This window comes from Micromonospora sp. WMMD714, from assembly GCF_029581315.1.
GTDB lineage: Bacteria > Actinomycetota > Actinomycetes > Mycobacteriales > Micromonosporaceae > Micromonospora > Micromonospora rifamycinica.
On sequence record NZ_CP120744.1, the window covers coordinates 1,476,849 to 1,494,861 of the forward strand.

Here is an 18,013-nt window from a genome sequence, read left to right on the forward strand (position 1 = left end):
CCGGGGGCCGAACGCCGCAGGGGTGAGGGCGGACGATCCCGCGCTCACCCCCGCCGAAGCCGCGACCGGTCAGCTGAACTCGTCCCGGTGGTCCGCGGCCCACTCGCGCAGCGTCCGGGCCGGCCGACCGACGACCTGGTCGACCGTCGGCAGCACCTGCTCCGGGTTGTCGACCGTCTTGGCCCAGAGGCCCAGCAGCCAGTCGATGACGAACTCCGGCATCTGGTCCTTGACGTGCGCCCGCCACTGGTCCGGGGTCAGCTCCTCGAACCGGATCTCCCGGCCGATGCCCTCGCCGAGCGCCCGCACCTGCTCGCTCTTCGTGAGCGACTCGGGGCCGGTCACCGTGTAGATCTTCCCCTCGTCGGCGGCCAGCAACGCGGCGGCGGCCACCTCGGCGACGTCCACCTCGTGCACCGGCGCCTGCCGGGCGGCGTCGTACGGCGCCCGCACCACGCCCTCGGCGCGGATCGCCTCGGCCCAGTCCGAGAGGTTCCCCGCGAACATGCCGGGCCGGACGTGGGTCCAGCCGATCCCGGAGTTCTCCACCACGACCTCCGCGGCCCGGTGGAAACCCCCGGTGGGGTCGCCCTCGAACGCCGCACTCGCCGACGAGAGCAGCACGATTCGCGTGACGCCGGCCCGCTTGGCCAGCTCCACCACCTTCTGCGTTTCCCCGGCGACCACCAGATACAGCCGGTCGATCCCCTCGAAATGATCGGCGAGGGTCTCCGGATTCTCGAGATCACCGGCCACGACCTCGACGCCGGACGGCAGGCCGGCAGTTTCCGGCCGACGCGTCAGCGCACGTACCTCCGCCCTTTGTGCGAGCAGTTTGTCGACGACGTGACGGCCGACTGTTCCGGTGGCTCCGGTCACGAAGATCTTCACCCAAGCTCCTTCGTAGTGAGCGGTTTCGAGCGACCGTACCAACGTCCCGGCAAAATTTCACATGGCTCGTCGGGCGCCGCTCGCAGGCCCGCTGAGCTGGGCCTACAGGCTCACCTCGAACAATGCGACAGATCCTCGTACGGTCAGTTCGTAATCGGAGAACCGGCGGGACAACTCCGCCTCCAGGCCGTCGAGCGAGTCGTCCAGGTTGTCGAAGGTCCGCTTCTCGTTCAGCGACTCCAGCAACCGCGACGCCTCACTGCTGTGCGGGACACCGGTGCCCAGCACGGTGCTGCCGAAGATCCGTCCGCCCGGCACGACGTGGACGCGCGCGTGGTCGAACACCCTGGCCTTGTGCGGCATACCGCCGGGCAGGCAGTGCAGCAGGAAGTTCATCCCCACCGAGTCGACCTGCTCGCCGTCGAGCGTGAAGGGCGACAACACGTCCCGCTCGAAGACGGCCGGCCGGAACCGCCGCAACCGTTCGGCCGCCTCGGCCAGCACCGTCGGGTTGAGGTCGACCAGCGCGATCCGGGGCCGGGCCGAGCGGTGCCGGCAGGCGTCCAGGTAGTACCCGGTGCCCGGCCCGAGGTCGAGGTGCCGCTCCCCGATGTTGCGCTCGTAGAGCCGGAGCATCTCGGCACTGTCGCAGCGCCAGATCCGCCGGCAGATCCGGTCGAGCACCACGCTGTCGTACTGGGTCAGCCACTCCCGGTCGTAGACGGCCGTGCCGGCGGCCACCTCCTCGCGGGTCGGCCCGGCCGGGGGTCGGTCAGCCATCCTGCCGCTCCTCGGCGTACGCCTTGGCCAACCGCAGGTTGCTCATGCTGTTGGCGCTGAGCACCCGGCGCAGGTACCTGCGGGCGTCGAGCACCGTGGTGTCCGGACCGAGGATCGACAACGCGGACGGCTTGATCACCGCGGTGTGCCGGGCGCCGAGGATGAAACCCTCCCGGGTCGGCGTGAAACTCCAGTGACCGGTGTGGCCGTCCAGCAGCTTCGGCAGGTGGATCTGCTTGTAGAGGATCCGGTGGTTGGGCAGGCAGATCCGCACCGACCGGGTGGTGTGGGGCGAACCGTCCGGGGTGTGGGTGTCCATGTCGAAGAACTGGATGTTCGGGACCTTCTCCTCCAGCACCAGCCGCGACACGTGCGGGATCCGCTCCGGCCACTTGTCGGCCTCGTACAGGTACTCGTACGCGGCCTCGACTGGGCCGGCCACGAAGAGCGGATCCTCGAAGTCGACCACCAGGTCCCGGCGCTCCTCGTCGTGCTCCGCCGCACCGCGGACGGCGTCGAGCAGCTCCCGCATCTCCCGCTCCGCGCCGTGGCCGCCTTCGCCCACCACGGTCTGTTCCCAGCGGATCTGGGCCGTGGTGTCCGACGACGGGTGCACCGTCCAACTGCCCCGTACCCCGGCCGCACCCGGCTGGTGGGGCGCGAACTCGTACCCGATCCGCAGTTGCTCGCGCGCGAACTGCCAGCTCGCCTCCCAGGTCCGCACGGTGTGGTCGTCGATCACCCACCAGTGCCGGAAGCGCTGGCCGTGCCCGTCGACGCCGATCGGTTCGGCGTGTACGGAGGGACCGTGGAAGTGCGGCCAGCTACCCAGGTCGGCGAGCAGGTCGAACACCAGCGACGCGGGCGCGGCGACCGGCACGGTGTGCTGGACGGTGTCGTGATTCAGAGTGGGCACGGTGCGGTACCTCCGGGGATGGTCGGGACGTTCGGCCACTGCTGGCCCGAGAGTCGTCGCTGTTGCTCAAATACCTGTGGAACCTGGGTGGACCGGGCTCAGCCGGGCAGGAGCGCAACCGCCCTGGCCCAGCCCGCGCCGCCGCCGGCGATCTTCACCGGGAAGCAGGAGACGTCGAATCCGGTCGGGCCGGGCAGCGCGCCGAGGTTGGCCAGCCGTTCGATCTGGCAGTACTCCCGGTCCCGGCCGGCGACGTGGGCCGGCCACAGCACGGACCGGTCACCCGTACGCTGGAAACGCCGGATGATGTCGCCGAACGGCGCGTCCAGGCTGAAGGCGTCGGTGCCGATGACCCGCACCCCGAGGTCGAGCAGCAGGTGGGTGGCGGGGCCGTCGAGTCCGGCGAAGTCGGTGAAGTACTCCGGGGTGCCCACCCGCTGGTCGGCGCCGGTGTGCAGGAGCACGATCTCGCCCGCGGTGGGCGTGTGGCCGATCCGGGCGAACTCCTTCTCCAGCCTGGCCGCGCCGATCACCCCGGTGGGCACGTCGGTCACGTCGAGCACGACACCGGGGCCGTGGAACCAGTCGAGCGGAAGCTCGTCGATGTGCCGCGGGATCCCGGTGCCGTAGCCGCACCGCGATCCGTAGTGCGACGGCGCGTCCACGTGGGTGCCGGTGTGCGTGGTGAGGGAGAGCCGGTCGAGCGACAGGAACTCGCCCTCCGGCAGGACGTCGGGATCGAAGTCGATGCCGAAGTGCTCGCGCATCTCGGCGCTCATGTGCAGGGCGCCCGCGCGCGGGCTGAGCACCTCGTGGACCACCGGATCGGGCTCGTGTGCCCGGGCGTCCACGGGCGAGGACAGATCGATGATGTGCACTGCTGCCTCCGGGGCTGTCGGCGGTGACCGGTCCCGCCGATGCTCCCGGGCGTCGGGCCAGGACCGTTGGAGCTTCGCTGTACCCCGGCCTCAAGTAGGGCTCGAAACCACCGTGCGACGGTGCCGGCGGGCGGTTCCGAACCGTCCCGCACGACCACCGGAACGGAGAGTCATGTCCCTGACGACGACGCGGCAGACATTCGAGCAGACCTATGCCGAGGTGCTGCAGTTCTATGCCGGGCACATCCAGGCGATGGACGAGGGCCGGGTGGACGAGGTGGTGTCGACCTTCGCCGAGGACGCCTCACTGGTCTCCCCGCCCAAGATCGCCGAGCCGGTCCGGGGCCGGGAGAACCTGCGGGCGGGCCTGCGCAGGGCAGCCGCGGCGCAGGCCGCCGAGGGGGTGCGCTACCGGCGGTGCCACACCATGATGTCGGTACGCCCCGGACCGGACGGCGAGCTGCTCGTCCGGGCGTACGTGCAGGTGGTGCGGACGGGTCCGGAGGGCGGCTCGCACCTGCACGCGATGTGCGTCTGCGCGGACGTCCTGGTGCGTCGGAACGACACCTGGCAGATCCGCGAGCGCGTCGTCACCCGGGACGACCACGACCTGGCCACCCGTGCCGGCAGCGGCCAGGGCGCCGGTGCCGGCAGCGGCCAGGGCGCCGGTGCCGGCAGCGGCCAGGGCGCCGGTGCCGGCAGCGGCCACACCGTCGGTGCCGGCCACCGCGGAGTCGACTCCGGTTCGAGCGACCATGCGTAGCTTTCCCGCCGTGAGCGAATCCTCGGACCACGCCGCCGGACGCGGCGTCATCGTCACCGGTGGGGGCACCGGCATCGGCCGGGCCACCGCGCAGGCGCTCGCCCGGCGGGGTGACCAGGTGCTGGTGGTGGGCCGCACGGAGCGGACCCTCACCGAGACCGCCGCCGACCACCCCGGGATCCACACGGTGACCGCCGACCTCACCGACCCGGACGCCGCCGGGCTGATCGTCGACACCGCGCTACGCGCGTTCGGTCGGCTCGACGTGCTGGTCAACAACGCCGGGATCGCCGTTCCCGGACCGGCCGCCCAGATCGACCGCCGGAGCGCCACGGCGCAGATCGAGGTGAACCTGCTCGCCCCGATCTTCCTCACCCAGCGGGCGCTCCCCGCCCTCGCCGAGGCGGGCGGGACGGTGGTGAACCTGAGCAGCGCCGGCTCGCTGGGCCGCCGCGCCTGGCCGTACCTGTCCGTCTACGGCGCGAGCAAGGCGGCGCTCGACTTCCTCACCAGGACCTGGGCGGTCGAGTTCGCCCCGCAGGGCGTCCGCGTGGTGGGGATCGCCGCCGGGGTCGTCGCGACCGGCATGGGCATCCGCTCCGGCTCCACCCCGCAGGAGTACGAGGGGTTCCTCGACCGGATCGGTAAGGCCACCCCGCTCGGGCGGGTCGGCCGGCCCGACGAGATCGCCTGGTGGGTACGGCAGCTCACCGACCCGGAGGCCGGCTACGCGACGGGCACGGTCCTCGCGGTCGACGGTGGGTTGAGCCTCACCTGACCCGGGTGCCGAGTGAAAGTCGAGCCGCCCCCAAGAGCCGTCAGGGAGCGTTGCCGGCAGTCAGGACCAGCCAGTTCCATCGAGTTCGTCGAGGGGTGCAGCAGATGCCGACCACGAAGTACGACGTATCCGTCCCGGAAGCGGTGACCTTCGTCAACACGTTCACCGTGTCCAGCCCGCCGGAGGAGTTCGAGCGGGTGTTCGCCGAGATCTCGGAGTTCATGGCCGCCCAGCCGGGGTTCATCCAGTACACGTTGTCCCGCAACGTCGACGAGGACAAGCAGAACCGCTACGTCAACATCGCCCTCTGGACCGACGTCGAGTCCTGGCGGCGCGCGGTCACCCATCCGGGCTTCCAGTCCCACGCCCGGGAGATCCGGGCGCGCTGCACCAACGAGGCGAACATGTACGTGCCCCGCCAAGCCTATTCGGTGCAGTGATCCCGACGCCGTTCCCGGCCTGCCCCACCGGGGGAACCCGGCGGGCGTCGGACCGGGGGAACCCCGGCCGCCCGGGCAACCGTTACGAGGTCAGACAGAGATGAAACGTCGTGTCGTGATTACCGGAGTGGGAGTTGTCGCCCCCGGCGGCAACGGGACCAAGCAGTTCTGGGACCTGATCTCCGAGGGGCGGACCGCCACCGGGCGGATCAGCCTCTTCGACCCGAGTCCGTTCCGCTCCCAGGTCGGCGCGGAGTGCGACTTCGACCCGGCCCTGGAGGGCTTCGGCCCGCAGCAGATCCGGCGGATGGACCGGGTCACCCAGTTCGCGGTGGCGAGTGCCCGGCAGTGTGTGCAGGACAGCGGCCTGGACCTGCGGGCGGTCGACCCCGCCCGGACCGGGGTCACCGTCGGCAGCGCGGTCGGTTGCACGATGAGCCTGGAGGAGGAGTACCGGGTCGTCAGCGACGGGGGGCGGCACTGGCACGTCGACGAGGGCTACGCGGTGCCGCACCTGTTCGACTACTTCGTGCCCAGTTCGATCGCCGCCGAGGTCGCCTGGGAGACCGGCGCGGAGGGCCCGGTGGCGACCGTCTCCACCGGCTGCACGTCCGGCCTGGACTCGGTGGGTCAGGCGGCGGAGCTGATCGCCGACGGGCTGGCGGACGTGATGGTCGCCGGAGCCTCCGACGCGCCGATCTCGCCCATCACCGTCGCCTGCTTCGACGCGATCCGGGCGACCACCCCGCGCAACGACGAGCCGGCGACGGCGTCCCGGCCGTTCGACCGCAGCCGCAACGGCTTCGTCCTGGGCGAGGGCTCCGCCATGTTCGTGCTGGAGGAGTACGCGGCCGCCCGTCGGCGGGGGGCGCACGTCTACGCCGAGGTCGCCGGCTTCGCGTCGCGGAGCAACGCCTTCCACATGACCGGTCTGCGGCCGGACGGGAGGGAGATGGCGGAGGCCATCACCGTGGCCATGGACCGGGCGAGGGTGGACCCCGGCGACATCGACTACGTCAACGCGCACGGGTCCGGCACGGTGCAGAACGACCGCCACGAGACGGCGGCGTTCAAGCTGAGTCTGCGGTCCCGCGCGTACGAGGTCCCGGTCAGCTCGATCAAGTCGATGGTCGGCCACTCGCTGGGGGCGATCGGCTCGCTGGAGATCGCCGCCTGCGTACTGGCGATGGGGCACGGCGTGGTGCCGCCGACGGCGAACCTGCACGAGCCGGACCCGGTGTGCGACCTGGACTACGTGCCGCTGGTGGCCCGGGAGCACCGGGTGGACGTCGCCCTGACCGTCGGCAGCGGGTTCGGTGGCTTCCAGAGCGCGATGGTGCTGGCGAAGCCGGGGCGGGTGGCGCGATGAGCGCCGTGGTGGTGACCGGCATGGGCGTGGTCGCGCCGACCGGGCTGGGTGCCCGCCGGTACTGGGAGAACACCCTCGCCGGGCGGAACGCGATCGACCGGATCACCGCCTTCGACCCGACCACCTACTCCAGCCGGCTGGCCGGGGAGATCAGGGACTTCGTGCCGGCGGACCACCTGCCGGGGCGACTGCTGCCGCAGACCGACCCGATGACCCGGCTGTCCCTGGTGGCGGCGGACTGGGCGGTGGAGGAGGCGGCGGTCGACCCGGGCACCCTGCCGGAGTTCGGGATGGGGGTGGTGACGGCCAGCTCGGCCGGCGGCTTCGAGTTCGGCCACCGGGAGCTCGCGAAGCTGTGGAGCAGGGGGCCGGAGCACGTCAGCGCCTACCAGTCCTTCGCCTGGTTCTACGCGGTGAACACCGGTCAGATCGCGATCCGGCACGGCCTGCGCGGCCCCAACGGCGTGCTGGTCACCGAGCAGGCCGGCGGTCTCGACGCGGTGGCGCAGGCCTGCCGGCAGGTGCGTGGCGGCACCCCGGTGATGATCGCGGGCGCGGTCGACGGGTCGCCGTGCCCCTGGGGCTGGGTCGCCCAGCTCTCCGGCGGCGTCAGCAGGTGTCCGGATCCCGACCGGGCGTTCCTGCCCTTCGACGTCCGGGCCTCGGGCCACGTGCCCGGCGACGGCGGCGCGTTGCTGGTGCTCGAGACCGAGCGGAGCGCCCGGGAGCGTGGGGTGCGGTCGTGCTACGGCCGGATCGCCGGGTACGCCGCGACGTTCGACCCGCCACCGCGGTCCGGCCGGCCGTCGACGCTGCGCCGGGCGATCGAGCTGGCGCTGGCGGACGCCGGACTCACGCCGGACCGGATCGACGTGGTCTTCGCCGACGGTGCCGGGGTGCCGGCGCGCGACCGGGTGGAGGCCGAGGCCCTGCTGTCGGTGTTCGGTCCCTACGGCGTGCCGGTGACCGTGCCCAAGACGATGACCGGGCGGCTGAGTGCGGGTGGCTCGGCCCTCGACCTGGCGACCGCCCTGCTGGCGCTGCGGCACGGGGAGATCCCGCCGACCGTCAACGTCACCAGCCCGGTCCCGGAGTACCGCCTCGATCTGGTGGTGCAGCCGCGTCGGGGCGCGATCTCGGCCGCCCTGGTGGTGGCCCGTGGCCGTGGGGGCTTCAACGCCGCCATGGTGGTGACGCATTCCGATCCCTCCACGAGAAGGATGCCAGAACATGAATGAATTTAAACTGGACGATCTCACGACGATTCTGCGCGAATGCGCCGGCGAGGACGACGAGTCGGCCCTGCGGGGCGACATTCTGGACGTGGAGTTCGACAATCTGGGCTACGACTCCATCGCCATGATGGAAACTGCCGGCCGGATCAGGATTGATTACGGAGTGGTGCTGAGCGATGACGTGGTGTTGTCGGCCGGAACTCCGCGCGAGCTGCTGAGGTTGGTCAATCTGACCATGGCGGAGGCCACCTGACGCCGCCGGGGCGGGGGTGGACGGCGACCCCACCCGGGCGGCAAAGCTGATCAGAATCGGTCAACACTCGATCCGTCGCCGTCGGCCCCGACCGCCTTCCGGCGAGCGCCGCGCAGCCCGCCGCCGATCGCGACCACCGCCCCGCCACCGGCCCGATCGACCCCACCTCGGAACCGATCGCCGCGCGGCCCGCCGAACGGAGGCCGGGCAGCGACCCACCGCCAGCGGTGCGGCGCGGGCGGACGGTCCGACGGGTGGGTGGATTCGGTCCGACCCGTTGATCAATAGGGCAACGTCGATGGCGAATGCAGGGCGACGCCCACCCGCGACAGCCGGAAAGGCAGTGTGATCCGCATCACAGCAGTGCCACCCGCCAGTGCTTGACAAATGTTTGTGGCACATATCATCGGACGGCCGCCGAGTCAATTTCCAAGCAGTAAAGTGCGGCGGCACAGAGTGGCACTCGCATCACGCGGTCACCCATGGTACATTTGTCGGAACGCATGGTTCTTCCTTTCCGTAACATTTGAACCCGGGGGACGCTGTGGGAGTTGAAGGTCCAGCGGCGGCAATGAGTCTGGGAGTACTGGGTCCGCTATCCGTTCTCTCCAACTCAGTCAACAAGACGCCCAGCGCGCGAAAGCCACGCAATGTACTTGCGATGCTCCTCGTCCACGCAGATCAGGTGGTTCCGGTTTCCTCGCTGATCTCGGAATTGTGGGAGGACGACCCTCCGGTCAGCAGTTTGACCACCCTGCAGACCTACATCCTCAATCTGCGCAAGCTCTTCGTCGCGGCCACCCACCGACCCGCCCCGGAGATCACCAAGGAGGTCCTGGTCACCCGGGTCGGCGGCTACATGTTCCGGAGCGAGACGAGCGTGCTGGACGTGCGCGAGTACGACAAGCTGGTCCTGGCCGGCTGGTCGGCGCTGGCCGACGGCGACGATCTCACCGGGATGACCCGGCTGACCGAGGCGCTCCGGCTGTGGCGGGGCGCGGCCCTGGTCGACGTCTCGCTCGGCCGGGTGCTGGAGTCCAAACGCCGCGAGCTGGAGGAGTCCCGGCTGATGGTGACCGAGTACCTGGTGGGGGCCAAGCTGCGGCTCGGCATGTACCGCGAGGTGCTGACCGAATTGGCGGCGCTGACCGCCGAGAATCCGTTGCACGAGGGGTTGCAGGCGCAATACATGCGGGCGCTGCACCTCGGTGGCCGGCGGGCCCAGGCGCTCGAGGTCTTCCACCGGCTGCGCCGCAACCTCATCGACGAGTTGGGTCTCGAACCCGAGTCGCAGGTGCAACGCGCCTACCAGGCGATCCTCAATTCCGACACCGAATTCGACCAGGAACTGCACCTGGTGCGTCCCCTGGCGGGCAGTCTCAGCAGCTCCGGCTGGGGACGCATCCGAACGAATTGACGTAGCCCCCGCCCACACCCGCCGATCGAGGCCATTCCGAGCACAATTCGAGCGGGTCCACACACAGTGGAAGGGTGCTGACACAGACGGAAAGTGAACTCGGTCGGTCGTTGATGACCGAACGGGGAATGCAATGGCTGTACGCACACGGCGGCGATCCGCTCGCGACCCTCCTGCGGGCAGAGGACGAGGACCGTGGCGTACTCCTGCGGCGGATCCACGAGGCGGGGCCGCTGCGGCGTAGCCGGAACGGCGCCTGGCTCACCGGGGACCTCCTGCTCGGCGGGGAGATCCTGCACGATCCCCGGATCACGCCCGGCACCCCGGCCGACGTCCCCCACGGTAACGACCTGCGCCGCCGGATCACCGTCTTCGGGCTGCCCGGAGAGGTCTGGCGACGGTGGCGGGACCTGGCCGGACCGGATCCGGACCACGACGCGGTCGAGCAGGTCTGCGTCCAGCGGCTGGAGCGGATCGGTGACGCGTTCGACCTCGTCACCGATCTGCTGCGGCCGGTGCTGGTCGCGGTCGTCGCCGACCTGCACCGGGTGCCGGCGGCGGACCGGGCGGCCTTCGACCGGTGCTGCCTCGCGGCGGCACCGGTGCTCGACGCCCGGCTCGCCCCGCCGAGGCTCACCCGCGCCCGCGCGCTGATCGACGGCATCGACGGCCTGACCGCCCTGCACCGGCGGCTCGTCGACGGGGACGACGACCTGGTCACCGCCGCGACCGTGAGCTGCCCGGTCAGGGTCGACGTGGCGGTCGGCACCGCGGCCAACGCGGTCCGGGCGCTGCTCGACCACCCCACCGCGTGGCAGGCGCTGGCCGACGACCCCGGTCTCGCGGAGCGCGTGGTGGAGGAGACGCTGCGGCACGACCCGCCGATCCGGTTGGAGAACCGCATCGCCCGGACGGACCTGGAGACGGCCGGTCAGCGGATCAGCGCCGGCAGCGAGATCGTGGTGAACGTCGAGGCGGCCAACCGGGATCCCCGCCACGGTGCGGACCTCGCGCGCTTCGACCCGTTCCGGTCACCCGCGCCGGCACACCTCTCGCTGACCGGGGCACCGTACCTCGAACTGGTCGCACCGCTGGTGCGGGCGTCGGCGGCCGCCACCCTCCGGGTCCTGGCGACCCGCCGTCCACGGCTGCGCCCGGGTGGACCCGTCGTACGCCGGTTGCGCGCACCGGTCACCGACGCGATCACGCGGATGCCCGTGCACACCCCCTGAGACCGGCCGCCGGGCCGCTCGTCCCTCCGGAAGGAGACCCCTGCACCATGCGTGTCCTCATCACGTCACTGGCGGTCGAAGCGCACTTCAACAACACCGTGCCGCTGGCCTGGGCGCTGCGGGCGGCCGGCCACGAGGTCCACTTCGCCAGCCACCCGGCGCTGACCGGGACCATCACCGACGCCGGCCTGGTCGCCGTCCCGGTCGGCACCGACCACACCCACCACGACCTCGTCCGCGACCTCGGCGCGGAGCTGACCGGGTTCTACCGCGACATCGACGTCACCGGCGACCGCGGTGGCGGCTACCGCGAGCTGAAGGGCGCGAACACCCTGCTGACCGCCACCTTCTACGCCCAGGCCAACAACGACTCGATGGTGGACGAACTGGTCGACTACGCCCGCTTCTGGCGGCCGGACCTCATCGTGTGGGAGCCGTTCACCTTCGCCGGGGCGGTGGCCGCGCGGGCGACCGGCGCCGCGCACGCCCGGCTGCTCTGGGGACCTGACCTGTTCCTGCGGACCCGCCGGATGTTCCGGCAGCAGAACGCCGAGCTGCCCGAGGAACGCCGCGACGACGCGCTGGAGGAGTGGCTGTCCTGGACCCTGGACCGGTTCGGCTGCTCCTTCGACGAGGAGGTGGTCACCGGGCAGTGGAACATCGACCAGATGCCCCCGAGCGTACGGCTGGACCTGGGGCGCCCCTCCGTGCCGATGCGCTACGTGCCGTACAACGGGCCATCGGTGGTGCCGCACTGGCTCCGGACGCCGCCCGACCGGCCCCGGGTGTGCCTGACGCTGGGCATCACCTCCCGCGACCTGCCGTACCCGAACATGGTCTCGCTGGACCAGCTCTTCGAGGCGGTCGCCGGGTTGGACGCGGAGATCGTGGCGACCTTCGACGCCGGGCAGCTCGCCGGGGCGACCCGGCTGCCCGACAACGTCCGGGCGACGGACTTCGTACCCCTGCAGGCGCTGCTGCCCACGTGCACGGCGGTGGTGCACCACGGCGGCGTCGGCACCTGGTCCACCGCCGCGGTCTGCGGCGTGCCGCAGCTCGTGGTCGCCGGCATGTGGGACAACGTCTACCGGGCCCGCCGGCTGGCCGAACGGGGCGCCGGGATCTTCCTGCCGCCGGACGAGCTGACCCCCGCCGCGCTGCGCGACGGGCTGGAACAGCTGCTGACCAAGCCGTCCTTCCGCGAGGAGGCCCACCTGCTCCGCACCGAGATCGAGGCCGAGCCGAGCCCGGCCGCGGCGGTCCCGGCCATCGCGGAGCTGACCGCCCGGCACCGGTCCCGGCCATCGCGGAGCTGACCGTTTCGGCACCGACGGTCCCGTCCGTCGTCGCGGTGACCCGGTTCGAGCCGGGTTCGAGCGTGCCGACCGGCCGGAACCATACGTTCCCCCTGTTCCCAAGCACACGAGGAGGAGAAAGAGATGGCGCTCTTTGCGGTGCTGGCGACCCAGTCGCCGGCCGCCGGTGAGGCGAAGGAGTTCCGGGAGCGGCTGCCGGAAGGCTTCGCGTACACGAAGGCCCTGGTGGACAAGGGGGTCATCCGGCACAGCTGGATCCGGGTCGGCGCGTCCGGCGGCCTCAACATCTACGACGTCGACTCGCACGAGGAGCTGCTCGCGGCGTTGTACGACAACCCGGTCAGCCCGCACCTGAAGTTCGAGATCATCCCGCTGGCCGCGCCGGCCAGCTTCGACCCGGCCGCCCAGCTGCTCAAGTGGGCCCGGCCGGGCGGGCACGGCACCCCGGAGCCGGCATGACCGTCGACCGCGCCCTGGTCGGACTGCTCGCCGCGCGGGGGGCCGGGTCCGATCCGGAGATCGCCACCGTGGTCAAGGAGGCGGGCCTGACGGCCGTCGTCGACGCCCTCGTCGACGAGATCCTGTTCCGCTGCGACGCCCCGGTCAACCCGGTCCCCGTCCACCTCGCGATGACCGTCACGCACGGCGGCGAGCGACGACGGGTCGTCTTCCGGATCGTGCGGGACGAGCCGATCGTCGTCCTCGACGGCGACGTGCCGTCGGTCCAGCGGGAGGTCGGGTTCCACGCGGTGGACCTGGTCCGACGCCTGTACGGGCGGGCCGGCCAACGTCGCCTCGGCGACTTCACCGACGCGTTCCTGCCGGAGCGCCCGGCCGACCTGGCGCAGTTGCCGGCCATCCTGACGTCGACCAACCAGGCCTCCGGGACGCTGTTCTCCGGATGCACGGTGCCCCGGGACGACCTGGGCAAGCTCTCGGTCGCCTACGGCTCCGACAAGTGGGCCAGCTTCCACTGGTACACCGGGCACTACGAGGAGGAGTTCGCCCGCTACCGGGACCGGCCGGTGCGGCTGCTGGAGATCGGCATCGGCGGCTTCGACGGGGAACTCGGCGGCGCGTCGCTGAAGATGTGGAAGAAGTACTTCCACCGGGGGCTGATCCACGGGCTCGACCTGTTCGACAAGTCCTCGCTCGACCAGGGCCGCCTCACGGCGCTCACCGCGGACCAGTCGGATCCGGCCGCGCTGGTCGCCCTCGCCGAGGAGCACGGACCCTTCGACATCGTCATCGACGACGGGAGCCACGAGAACGAGCACGTCCGGATCTCGTTCGACGCGCTGTTCCCGTACGTCCGCCCCGGCGGCCTGTACGTCATCGAGGACATGCAGACCTCCTACCTGCCCCGCTGCGGCGGGACCGCGGGACCGGTCGCCGGCCCGCGGACCACCGTCGGCCTGTTGAAGCGGCTGCTGGACGACATCCACCACCACGAGCAGCAGCCGCCGGCCGGGGAGCCGCCCACCATCACCCAGAGCCAGGTCGTCGGCGTGCGGGTGTACCGGAACATCGCGTTCGTCGAGAAGGGCGTCAACGGCGAGAACGGCATCCCCGGCTGGATGGACGACGAGGCCTGGATCGCCCTCGGCGCCATCCCGCCGACTGACAACTGAGGCAGAGGGGGAGCACTGTGAGCCCGACCGAGACCGCCCGGGTGACGCCGTCGCCCGACCGTACGGCGGCCGAGCTGGTGGCGGAGCTGCGGGATTACCTGCGGCCCGACCCGCCGACGCTCAGCCTGCCACCGCAGCTGTTCACCTCGCCCGAGGTGTACGAGTGGGAGCGGAGCAGGATCTTCCACCGCTCCTGGATCCTGGTCGGCCACGTCGACCAGCTCGCCGAGCCCGGCGACTACCTCGCCATGACCATCGCCGGCGAACCGGTCGCGGTCACCCGGGACCAGGACGGGGTGCTGCACGGCCTGTCGCCGGTCTGCCGGCACCGGATGATGCCGTTGGTCGAGCCGGGCGCCGGGAACACCAGGGACCTGACCTGCTCTTACCACCTGTGGCGCTACAACCTGGACGGCACCCTGCTCGCCGCCACCCACATGCGCGGCAACGCCGACTTCGACCCGGCGGCCTGCCGGCTGCCCACCTTCGCCGTCACGCAGTGGCACGGTCTGGTCTTCGTCAACCTCGACGCCGGGGCACCGGCCTTCGACGACGACCTGTCGGTGGTGGACCGGGAGATGACCAACTACCGCCTCGACGAGATGGTGCAGGTCAGCAGCTGGACGGAGGAGTGGGACTGCAACTGGAAGATCGCCGTCGAGAACGGCCACGAGAACTACCACGCGATCGGCTTCCACCCCGAGACCGTCCGGCCCCTGATGACCGGCGGCATCGACATGGCGGTGCACGCCGACTCGGCGCTGGTGACCCGGCTGCTCAGCCCCACCGGTACCCCGTTCGAGACGAGCTTCCTGACGCTGACCGAGGCGGAGCGGAGCGTCATGTACAGCTTCCGGCTGTTCCCGTGCGCCGCCGTCGCCACCTTCGGGGAGAGCATCGCCTGGATCAGCCTGGTGCCGGTCTCGATCGGCCGGACCCAGGTACGCGGGGGCACCCTGATGCCGGCGGCCGCGCTGGAGGGCGCCGACCTGGCGGCGGTCAGGGCGCAGATCGAGGCGGTCACCGGTGTCATCAACGCCGAGGACCGCCGTGGTCTGGAGGCCGTGCAGAGCGCGGTCGGCTCGCGGTTCCTCCGGCGTGGACAGCTCAGCCCGAAGGAGCCGGGGGTGCTGGCCTTCTACCGCAACCTGGCCCTGGCGATGACCGCCGACACTCCCGGCACCTGAGCCGGGTTCGCGCCCCCGCCCGGCCGGGTCGTTCCGGCCGGGCGGGGGCGCGCGGGGTGGTGCGGGGTGCGGGGTGGTGCGGCGGGCGGCGCGGGGGTCGGCGCGGGGGTCGGCTCAGTCGGGCAGACGCACCGACAGGCCGTGCCGGAAGACGTCGAGCGGATCCCAGCGGGCCTTCACCTGTTGCAGCCGCGGGTAGTTGCCCTTGTGGTAGAGCGTCGACCAGGGTGTTCCCGAGGTGTTCCAGCGGGGATCCGCCAGGTCGGTGTCGGGATAGTTGATGTACGAGCCGTCGCTGTCGCCGCCGGGCAGCGGGACGCCGCCGGTGTCCGCGTACAGCTCCCGGTAGAACTCCCGGATCCAGGTGACGTGGGTGTCGTCCTGCGCCGCGTCGGTCCAGTTGTTCAGGTAGAAGGCCTTCAGCACCGAGTCGCGTTGGGCGGTGGCCGTGGCGTCCGGCGGCACGGCGGAGGCCCGCCCCCCGTACGCCGCGAGGATGACGCCGGCGGTCGGGTTCCGGTAGTCCCCGCCGGTCAGCCGGCGGTAGATCACCTCCGTCTGCGCCCCGGTGTACCCCCGGCGCAGGTACGCCGCCTTGCACTTGGCGCGCAACCCCCACACGTTCCCGGACATCCGGGGGCGCAGCATGGTGCTCAACCAGGGCCTGGTCTGCACGTCGTGGGTGTACGGCACCCCGACCCCCTCGTTGAGGGCGGTCAGGTACGCCTCCAGCAGCTCCGGGGCGTCGGTCCGGCCCGCGTCCACCTGGGTGGTCAACCCGATCATGCCGGACTCCCGGCGCAGCACGGTGAGGATGCTGAACAGGCTGGTGAACGGGGAGTCCGGGCCGCTGTTCCGTTCGTGCCAGCGGCCGTGGTTGCGCAGCAGCCGACCGAACGACTCCCGGGTGAAGTCCGGCCACGACCAGAAGACCAGGCTGTCCAGCACCGCTGCCGGCGGGGTGGGGAGCAGCGCCGCCGGGTCCGCGCTCACCGCCCCCGGGGTACGGAACCAGTAGCGGGTGACGATGCCGAAGGTACCGCCCCCGCCGCCGGTGTGCGCCCACCACAGGTCCCGGGCCGGGTCGGCCGCGTCCCGACTCGCCACCACGGCCCGGGCGGTGCCGGCACGGTCCACCACCACGACCTCGACGGCCTCCAGGTGGTCCACCACCGAGCCGTACCGGCGGGTCAGCGGGCCGTAGCCCCCGCCGGGGACGTGCCCGCCGATCCCGACCCCGGCCTCCAGACCGGCCGGGATGGTCACCCCCCAGCCCTTGAGCAGGGTGCGGTACACGTCGCCGAGCAGCGCGCCGGGCTCGGCGAAGAAGGCCCGGCGGCCCGGGTCGTAGCCCACCGCGTGCAGCTCGGACAGGTCGATCAGCAGGCCGGTGTCCGGCGAGTCGACGAAGTCCTCCAGGCAGTGCCCGCCGCTGCGCGCCACCACCCGCATCCCACCCCGTACCGCGTCCTGGACGGCCTCGACGACCTGGGCCGTGGACCCGACGACCCGGACCTGCCGGGGCCGGCAGCGGAACCTGCCGTTCGCGGCGGTGGTCAGCTCCAGGTACCGCGGGTCGCCCGGCCGGATGGTCACCGGTCCCACCGTGGTCCGGTCCCCGGTGGAGGTGACCACCGGCCCGCCCTGCTCCGCGCCCACCTCAGCGGACCGTCAGGTCGAGCGGGAGCTGCCGGGTGCCGTTGAAGTCCTTCGGATCGTGGAACACGATCGGCGCGTCGGTCGGGATCCGGAGGTCGTCGTACCGGTCCAGCATCGCGTTCAGCGCGATCCTGACCTCCATCCGGGCCAACGGCGCACCCAGGCAGAAGTGCAGACCCATCCCGAAGGCCAGGTGCCGGATCTGGGCGCGGTGGATGTCGAAGGTGTCCGGGTCGGTGAACTCGCTCTCGTCCCGGCCGACGGAGACGAGCGAGACGCTCACCAGGGAACCCTCCGGGATCCGCTGCCCGCCGAGCTCGACCTCCTCGGTGGCCCGCCGGTCGAGCCAGACCAGGGGCGACCGGTACCGCAGCACCTCTTCGAGCATCTGCGGGATGAGGCGGCGGTCGGCCCGGATCTCCTTCATGGCCCCGGGGTTCTCGTCCAGGGAGAGGATCGCGTTGGTGAACATCGTGCTGGTGGTGAGGTGCCCGGCGATCAGCAGCAGGGCCAGGAAGCCCACGATCTCCTGGTCGTCGAGGCGTCGGCCGTCGGTCTCCGCCTCGACGAGCGCGCGGATCAGGCCCGCCCGGTCGGAGGCTCGGTACTCCCGGACGTGGCTGAGCAGGTACTGGTTCATCTCCCGGATCGACGGCGCCATCGCGGCCACGCCCTCCTCGCTGAACAGGGCGTCCACCCCGTTGTCGACGAGCAGCGCATCCGCCCACCGGCGGAACAGGTGACGGTCGGCGACCGGCAGGCCCATCACCTCGGCGATGACGGTGACCGGCAGCGGGTGCGCCAGGTCGGCGACCAGGTCGATGCGGTCCCCGCCCCGGTCGGCGATCCGGTCGAGCAGTTCGGCGGCGACCTGTTCGATCCGGGGGGCCAGGCCCTGTACGAACTTCGGGGTGAAGCCCTGGCTGACCAGGCTGCGCATCTGCCGGTGCCGGGGGTCGTCCATGGCCTGGAAGTTGCCCTTGGTGAAGGTGCGGAGTTCCTCGTGGTCGGGGATGAAGGCGCTCAGGTCGTTGGAGAACCGCTTCGCGTCGGTGGCGACGGTGACCCCGTCCCGGTACCCGAACACCTGCCACCGCCCGGACGCCTCGTCCAGGCTGACCGGTTCGCTCTGCCGCTTCGTCCGGTACCGAGCGAGCATGTCTCGCATCTTCTCGGGAACGTGCGGACCACCCATTGATCGACCCCTCACATGGCGGACGGAGACCTGTGGGGGCATCACAACGGAGCGGCCTCGTAAGGCCCTGGAA

At 71.4% G+C, this 18,013-nt stretch carries 18 protein-coding genes; 12 read left to right on the forward strand and 6 right to left on the reverse strand.

Annotated features, from left to right (window positions below; all coding sequences use genetic code 11):
• Positions 1-69: 69 nt before the first annotated feature.
• The 4 genes from O7625_RS06640 to O7625_RS06655 all read right to left on the reverse strand — a co-directional run bounded on the left by O7625_RS06640 (position 70) and on the right by O7625_RS06655 (position 3,465).
• The gene (locus O7625_RS06640) at positions 70-891 is read right to left on the reverse strand and encodes an NAD(P)H-binding protein (protein ID WP_282345067.1); all 822 of its coding nucleotides are present in this window, start codon (positions 889-891) and stop codon (positions 70-72) included.
• 102 nt (positions 892-993) lie between these two features.
• Entirely contained in the window at positions 994-1,671 is a 678-nt protein-coding gene (locus O7625_RS06645; protein ID WP_282345068.1) for a class I SAM-dependent methyltransferase, read from the reverse strand.
• Positions 1,664-2,587 carry an SRPBCC family protein gene (locus O7625_RS06650; RefSeq protein ID WP_282345069.1) on the reverse strand — a complete coding sequence of 308 codons (924 nt, stop codon included), beginning with the start codon at positions 2,585-2,587 and terminating at the stop codon, positions 1,664-1,666. Before O7625_RS06650 ends, O7625_RS06645 begins: the two co-directional genes overlap by 8 nt.
• A gap of 98 nt (positions 2,588-2,685) precedes the next feature.
• Positions 2,686-3,465 carry a cyclase family protein gene (locus O7625_RS06655; RefSeq protein ID WP_282345070.1) on the reverse strand — a complete coding sequence of 260 codons (780 nt, stop codon included), beginning with the start codon at positions 3,463-3,465 and terminating at the stop codon, positions 2,686-2,688.
• A gap of 172 nt (positions 3,466-3,637) precedes the next feature.
• On the opposite strand from O7625_RS06655, the gene O7625_RS06660 reads away from it, so the two are divergent.
• The 12 genes from O7625_RS06660 (at position 3,638) to O7625_RS06715 (ending at position 15,086) form a co-directional block, all read left to right on the forward strand.
• Positions 3,638-4,228 (forward strand): nuclear transport factor 2 family protein, encoded by a 591-nt coding sequence (locus O7625_RS06660; protein WP_282345071.1) that lies wholly within the window; start codon positions 3,638-3,640, stop codon positions 4,226-4,228.
• Between the two features lie 10 nt (positions 4,229-4,238).
• Positions 4,239-5,006: an SDR family oxidoreductase gene (locus tag O7625_RS06665; RefSeq protein ID WP_282345072.1), complete on the forward strand. Its 768-nt coding sequence runs from the start codon at positions 4,239-4,241 to the stop codon at positions 5,004-5,006.
• Between the two features lie 104 nt (positions 5,007-5,110).
• The gene (locus O7625_RS06670; protein WP_282345073.1) at positions 5,111-5,446 is read left to right on the forward strand and encodes an antibiotic biosynthesis monooxygenase family protein; all 336 of its coding nucleotides are present in this window, start codon (positions 5,111-5,113) and stop codon (positions 5,444-5,446) included.
• 100 nt (positions 5,447-5,546) lie between these two features.
• Positions 5,547-6,815, forward strand: coding sequence for a beta-ketoacyl-[acyl-carrier-protein] synthase family protein (locus O7625_RS06675; RefSeq protein ID WP_282345074.1), 1,269 nt, complete (start codon positions 5,547-5,549; stop codon positions 6,813-6,815).
• Positions 6,812-8,053 carry a ketosynthase chain-length factor gene (locus O7625_RS06680; protein ID WP_282345075.1) on the forward strand — a complete coding sequence of 414 codons (1,242 nt, stop codon included), beginning with the start codon at positions 6,812-6,814 and terminating at the stop codon, positions 8,051-8,053. Before O7625_RS06675 ends, O7625_RS06680 begins: the two co-directional genes overlap by 4 nt.
• On the forward strand, positions 8,046-8,303 hold the full coding sequence (locus O7625_RS06685) for an acyl carrier protein (protein WP_282345076.1): 258 nt from the start codon (positions 8,046-8,048) through the stop codon (positions 8,301-8,303). Before O7625_RS06680 ends, O7625_RS06685 begins: the two co-directional genes overlap by 8 nt.
• Positions 8,304-8,874: 571 nt before the next feature.
• The gene (locus O7625_RS06690) at positions 8,875-9,720 is read left to right on the forward strand and encodes an AfsR/SARP family transcriptional regulator (RefSeq protein WP_282345077.1); all 846 of its coding nucleotides are present in this window, start codon (positions 8,875-8,877) and stop codon (positions 9,718-9,720) included.
• 74 nt (positions 9,721-9,794) lie between these two features.
• Positions 9,795-10,952, forward strand: a complete 1,158-nt coding sequence (locus O7625_RS06695) for a P450-derived glycosyltransferase activator (RefSeq protein ID WP_282345078.1) — start codon at positions 9,795-9,797, stop codon at positions 10,950-10,952.
• A gap of 47 nt (positions 10,953-10,999) precedes the next feature.
• The gene (locus tag O7625_RS06700) at positions 11,000-12,268 is read left to right on the forward strand and encodes an activator-dependent family glycosyltransferase (protein ID WP_282345079.1); all 1,269 of its coding nucleotides are present in this window, start codon (positions 11,000-11,002) and stop codon (positions 12,266-12,268) included.
• 123 nt (positions 12,269-12,391) lie between these two features.
• Positions 12,392-12,727 (forward strand): muconolactone Delta-isomerase family protein, encoded by a 336-nt coding sequence (locus O7625_RS06705; RefSeq protein ID WP_282345080.1) that lies wholly within the window; start codon positions 12,392-12,394, stop codon positions 12,725-12,727.
• Complete coding sequence (locus O7625_RS06710; protein ID WP_282345081.1) at positions 12,724-13,899, forward strand: class I SAM-dependent methyltransferase; 1,176 nt, start codon at positions 12,724-12,726, stop codon at positions 13,897-13,899. Before O7625_RS06705 ends, O7625_RS06710 begins: the two co-directional genes overlap by 4 nt.
• A gap of 17 nt (positions 13,900-13,916) precedes the next feature.
• Positions 13,917-15,086 carry an aromatic ring-hydroxylating dioxygenase subunit alpha gene (locus O7625_RS06715; RefSeq protein WP_282345082.1) on the forward strand — a complete coding sequence of 390 codons (1,170 nt, stop codon included), beginning with the start codon at positions 13,917-13,919 and terminating at the stop codon, positions 15,084-15,086.
• A gap of 114 nt (positions 15,087-15,200) precedes the next feature.
• Here O7625_RS06715 and O7625_RS06720 read toward each other — a convergent pair whose 3' ends face one another.
• Both O7625_RS06720 and O7625_RS06725 read right to left on the reverse strand, forming a co-directional pair.
• Positions 15,201-16,745: an FAD-binding protein gene (locus tag O7625_RS06720; RefSeq protein ID WP_282345083.1), complete on the reverse strand. Its 1,545-nt coding sequence runs from the start codon at positions 16,743-16,745 to the stop codon at positions 15,201-15,203.
• Position 16,746: 1 nt separating this feature from the next.
• Positions 16,747-17,904, reverse strand: a complete 1,158-nt coding sequence (locus O7625_RS06725; RefSeq protein WP_282345084.1) for a cytochrome P450 — start codon at positions 17,902-17,904, stop codon at positions 16,747-16,749.
• Positions 17,905-18,013: the final 109 nt, after the last annotated feature.

What these genes read in the sequence shown, in the direction of transcription:
- O7625_RS06700 (WP_282345079.1), top strand. Translation starts at nt 11,000, where the DNA reads ATGCGTGTCCTCATCACGTCACTGGCGGTCGAAGCGCACTTCAACAAC.
- O7625_RS06645 (WP_282345068.1), bottom strand. Translation starts at nt 1,671, where the DNA reads ATGGCTGACCGACCCCCGGCCGGGCCGACCCGCGAGGAGGTGGCCGCC.
- O7625_RS06675 (WP_282345074.1), top strand. Translation starts at nt 5,547, where the DNA reads ATGAAACGTCGTGTCGTGATTACCGGAGTGGGAGTTGTCGCCCCCGGC.
- O7625_RS06685 (WP_282345076.1), top strand. Translation starts at nt 8,046, where the DNA reads ATGAATGAATTTAAACTGGACGATCTCACGACGATTCTGCGCGAATGC.
- O7625_RS06670 (WP_282345073.1), top strand. Translation starts at nt 5,111, where the DNA reads ATGCCGACCACGAAGTACGACGTATCCGTCCCGGAAGCGGTGACCTTC.
- O7625_RS06660 (WP_282345071.1), top strand. Translation starts at nt 3,638, where the DNA reads ATGTCCCTGACGACGACGCGGCAGACATTCGAGCAGACCTATGCCGAG.
- O7625_RS06705 (WP_282345080.1), top strand. Translation starts at nt 12,392, where the DNA reads ATGGCGCTCTTTGCGGTGCTGGCGACCCAGTCGCCGGCCGCCGGTGAG.
- O7625_RS06710 (WP_282345081.1), top strand. Translation starts at nt 12,724, where the DNA reads ATGACCGTCGACCGCGCCCTGGTCGGACTGCTCGCCGCGCGGGGGGCC.
- O7625_RS06725 (WP_282345084.1), bottom strand. Translation starts at nt 17,904, where the DNA reads ATGCTCGCTCGGTACCGGACGAAGCGGCAGAGCGAACCGGTCAGCCTG.
- O7625_RS06690 (WP_282345077.1), top strand. Translation starts at nt 8,875, where the DNA reads ATGAGTCTGGGAGTACTGGGTCCGCTATCCGTTCTCTCCAACTCAGTC.
- O7625_RS06680 (WP_282345075.1), top strand. Translation starts at nt 6,812, where the DNA reads ATGAGCGCCGTGGTGGTGACCGGCATGGGCGTGGTCGCGCCGACCGGG.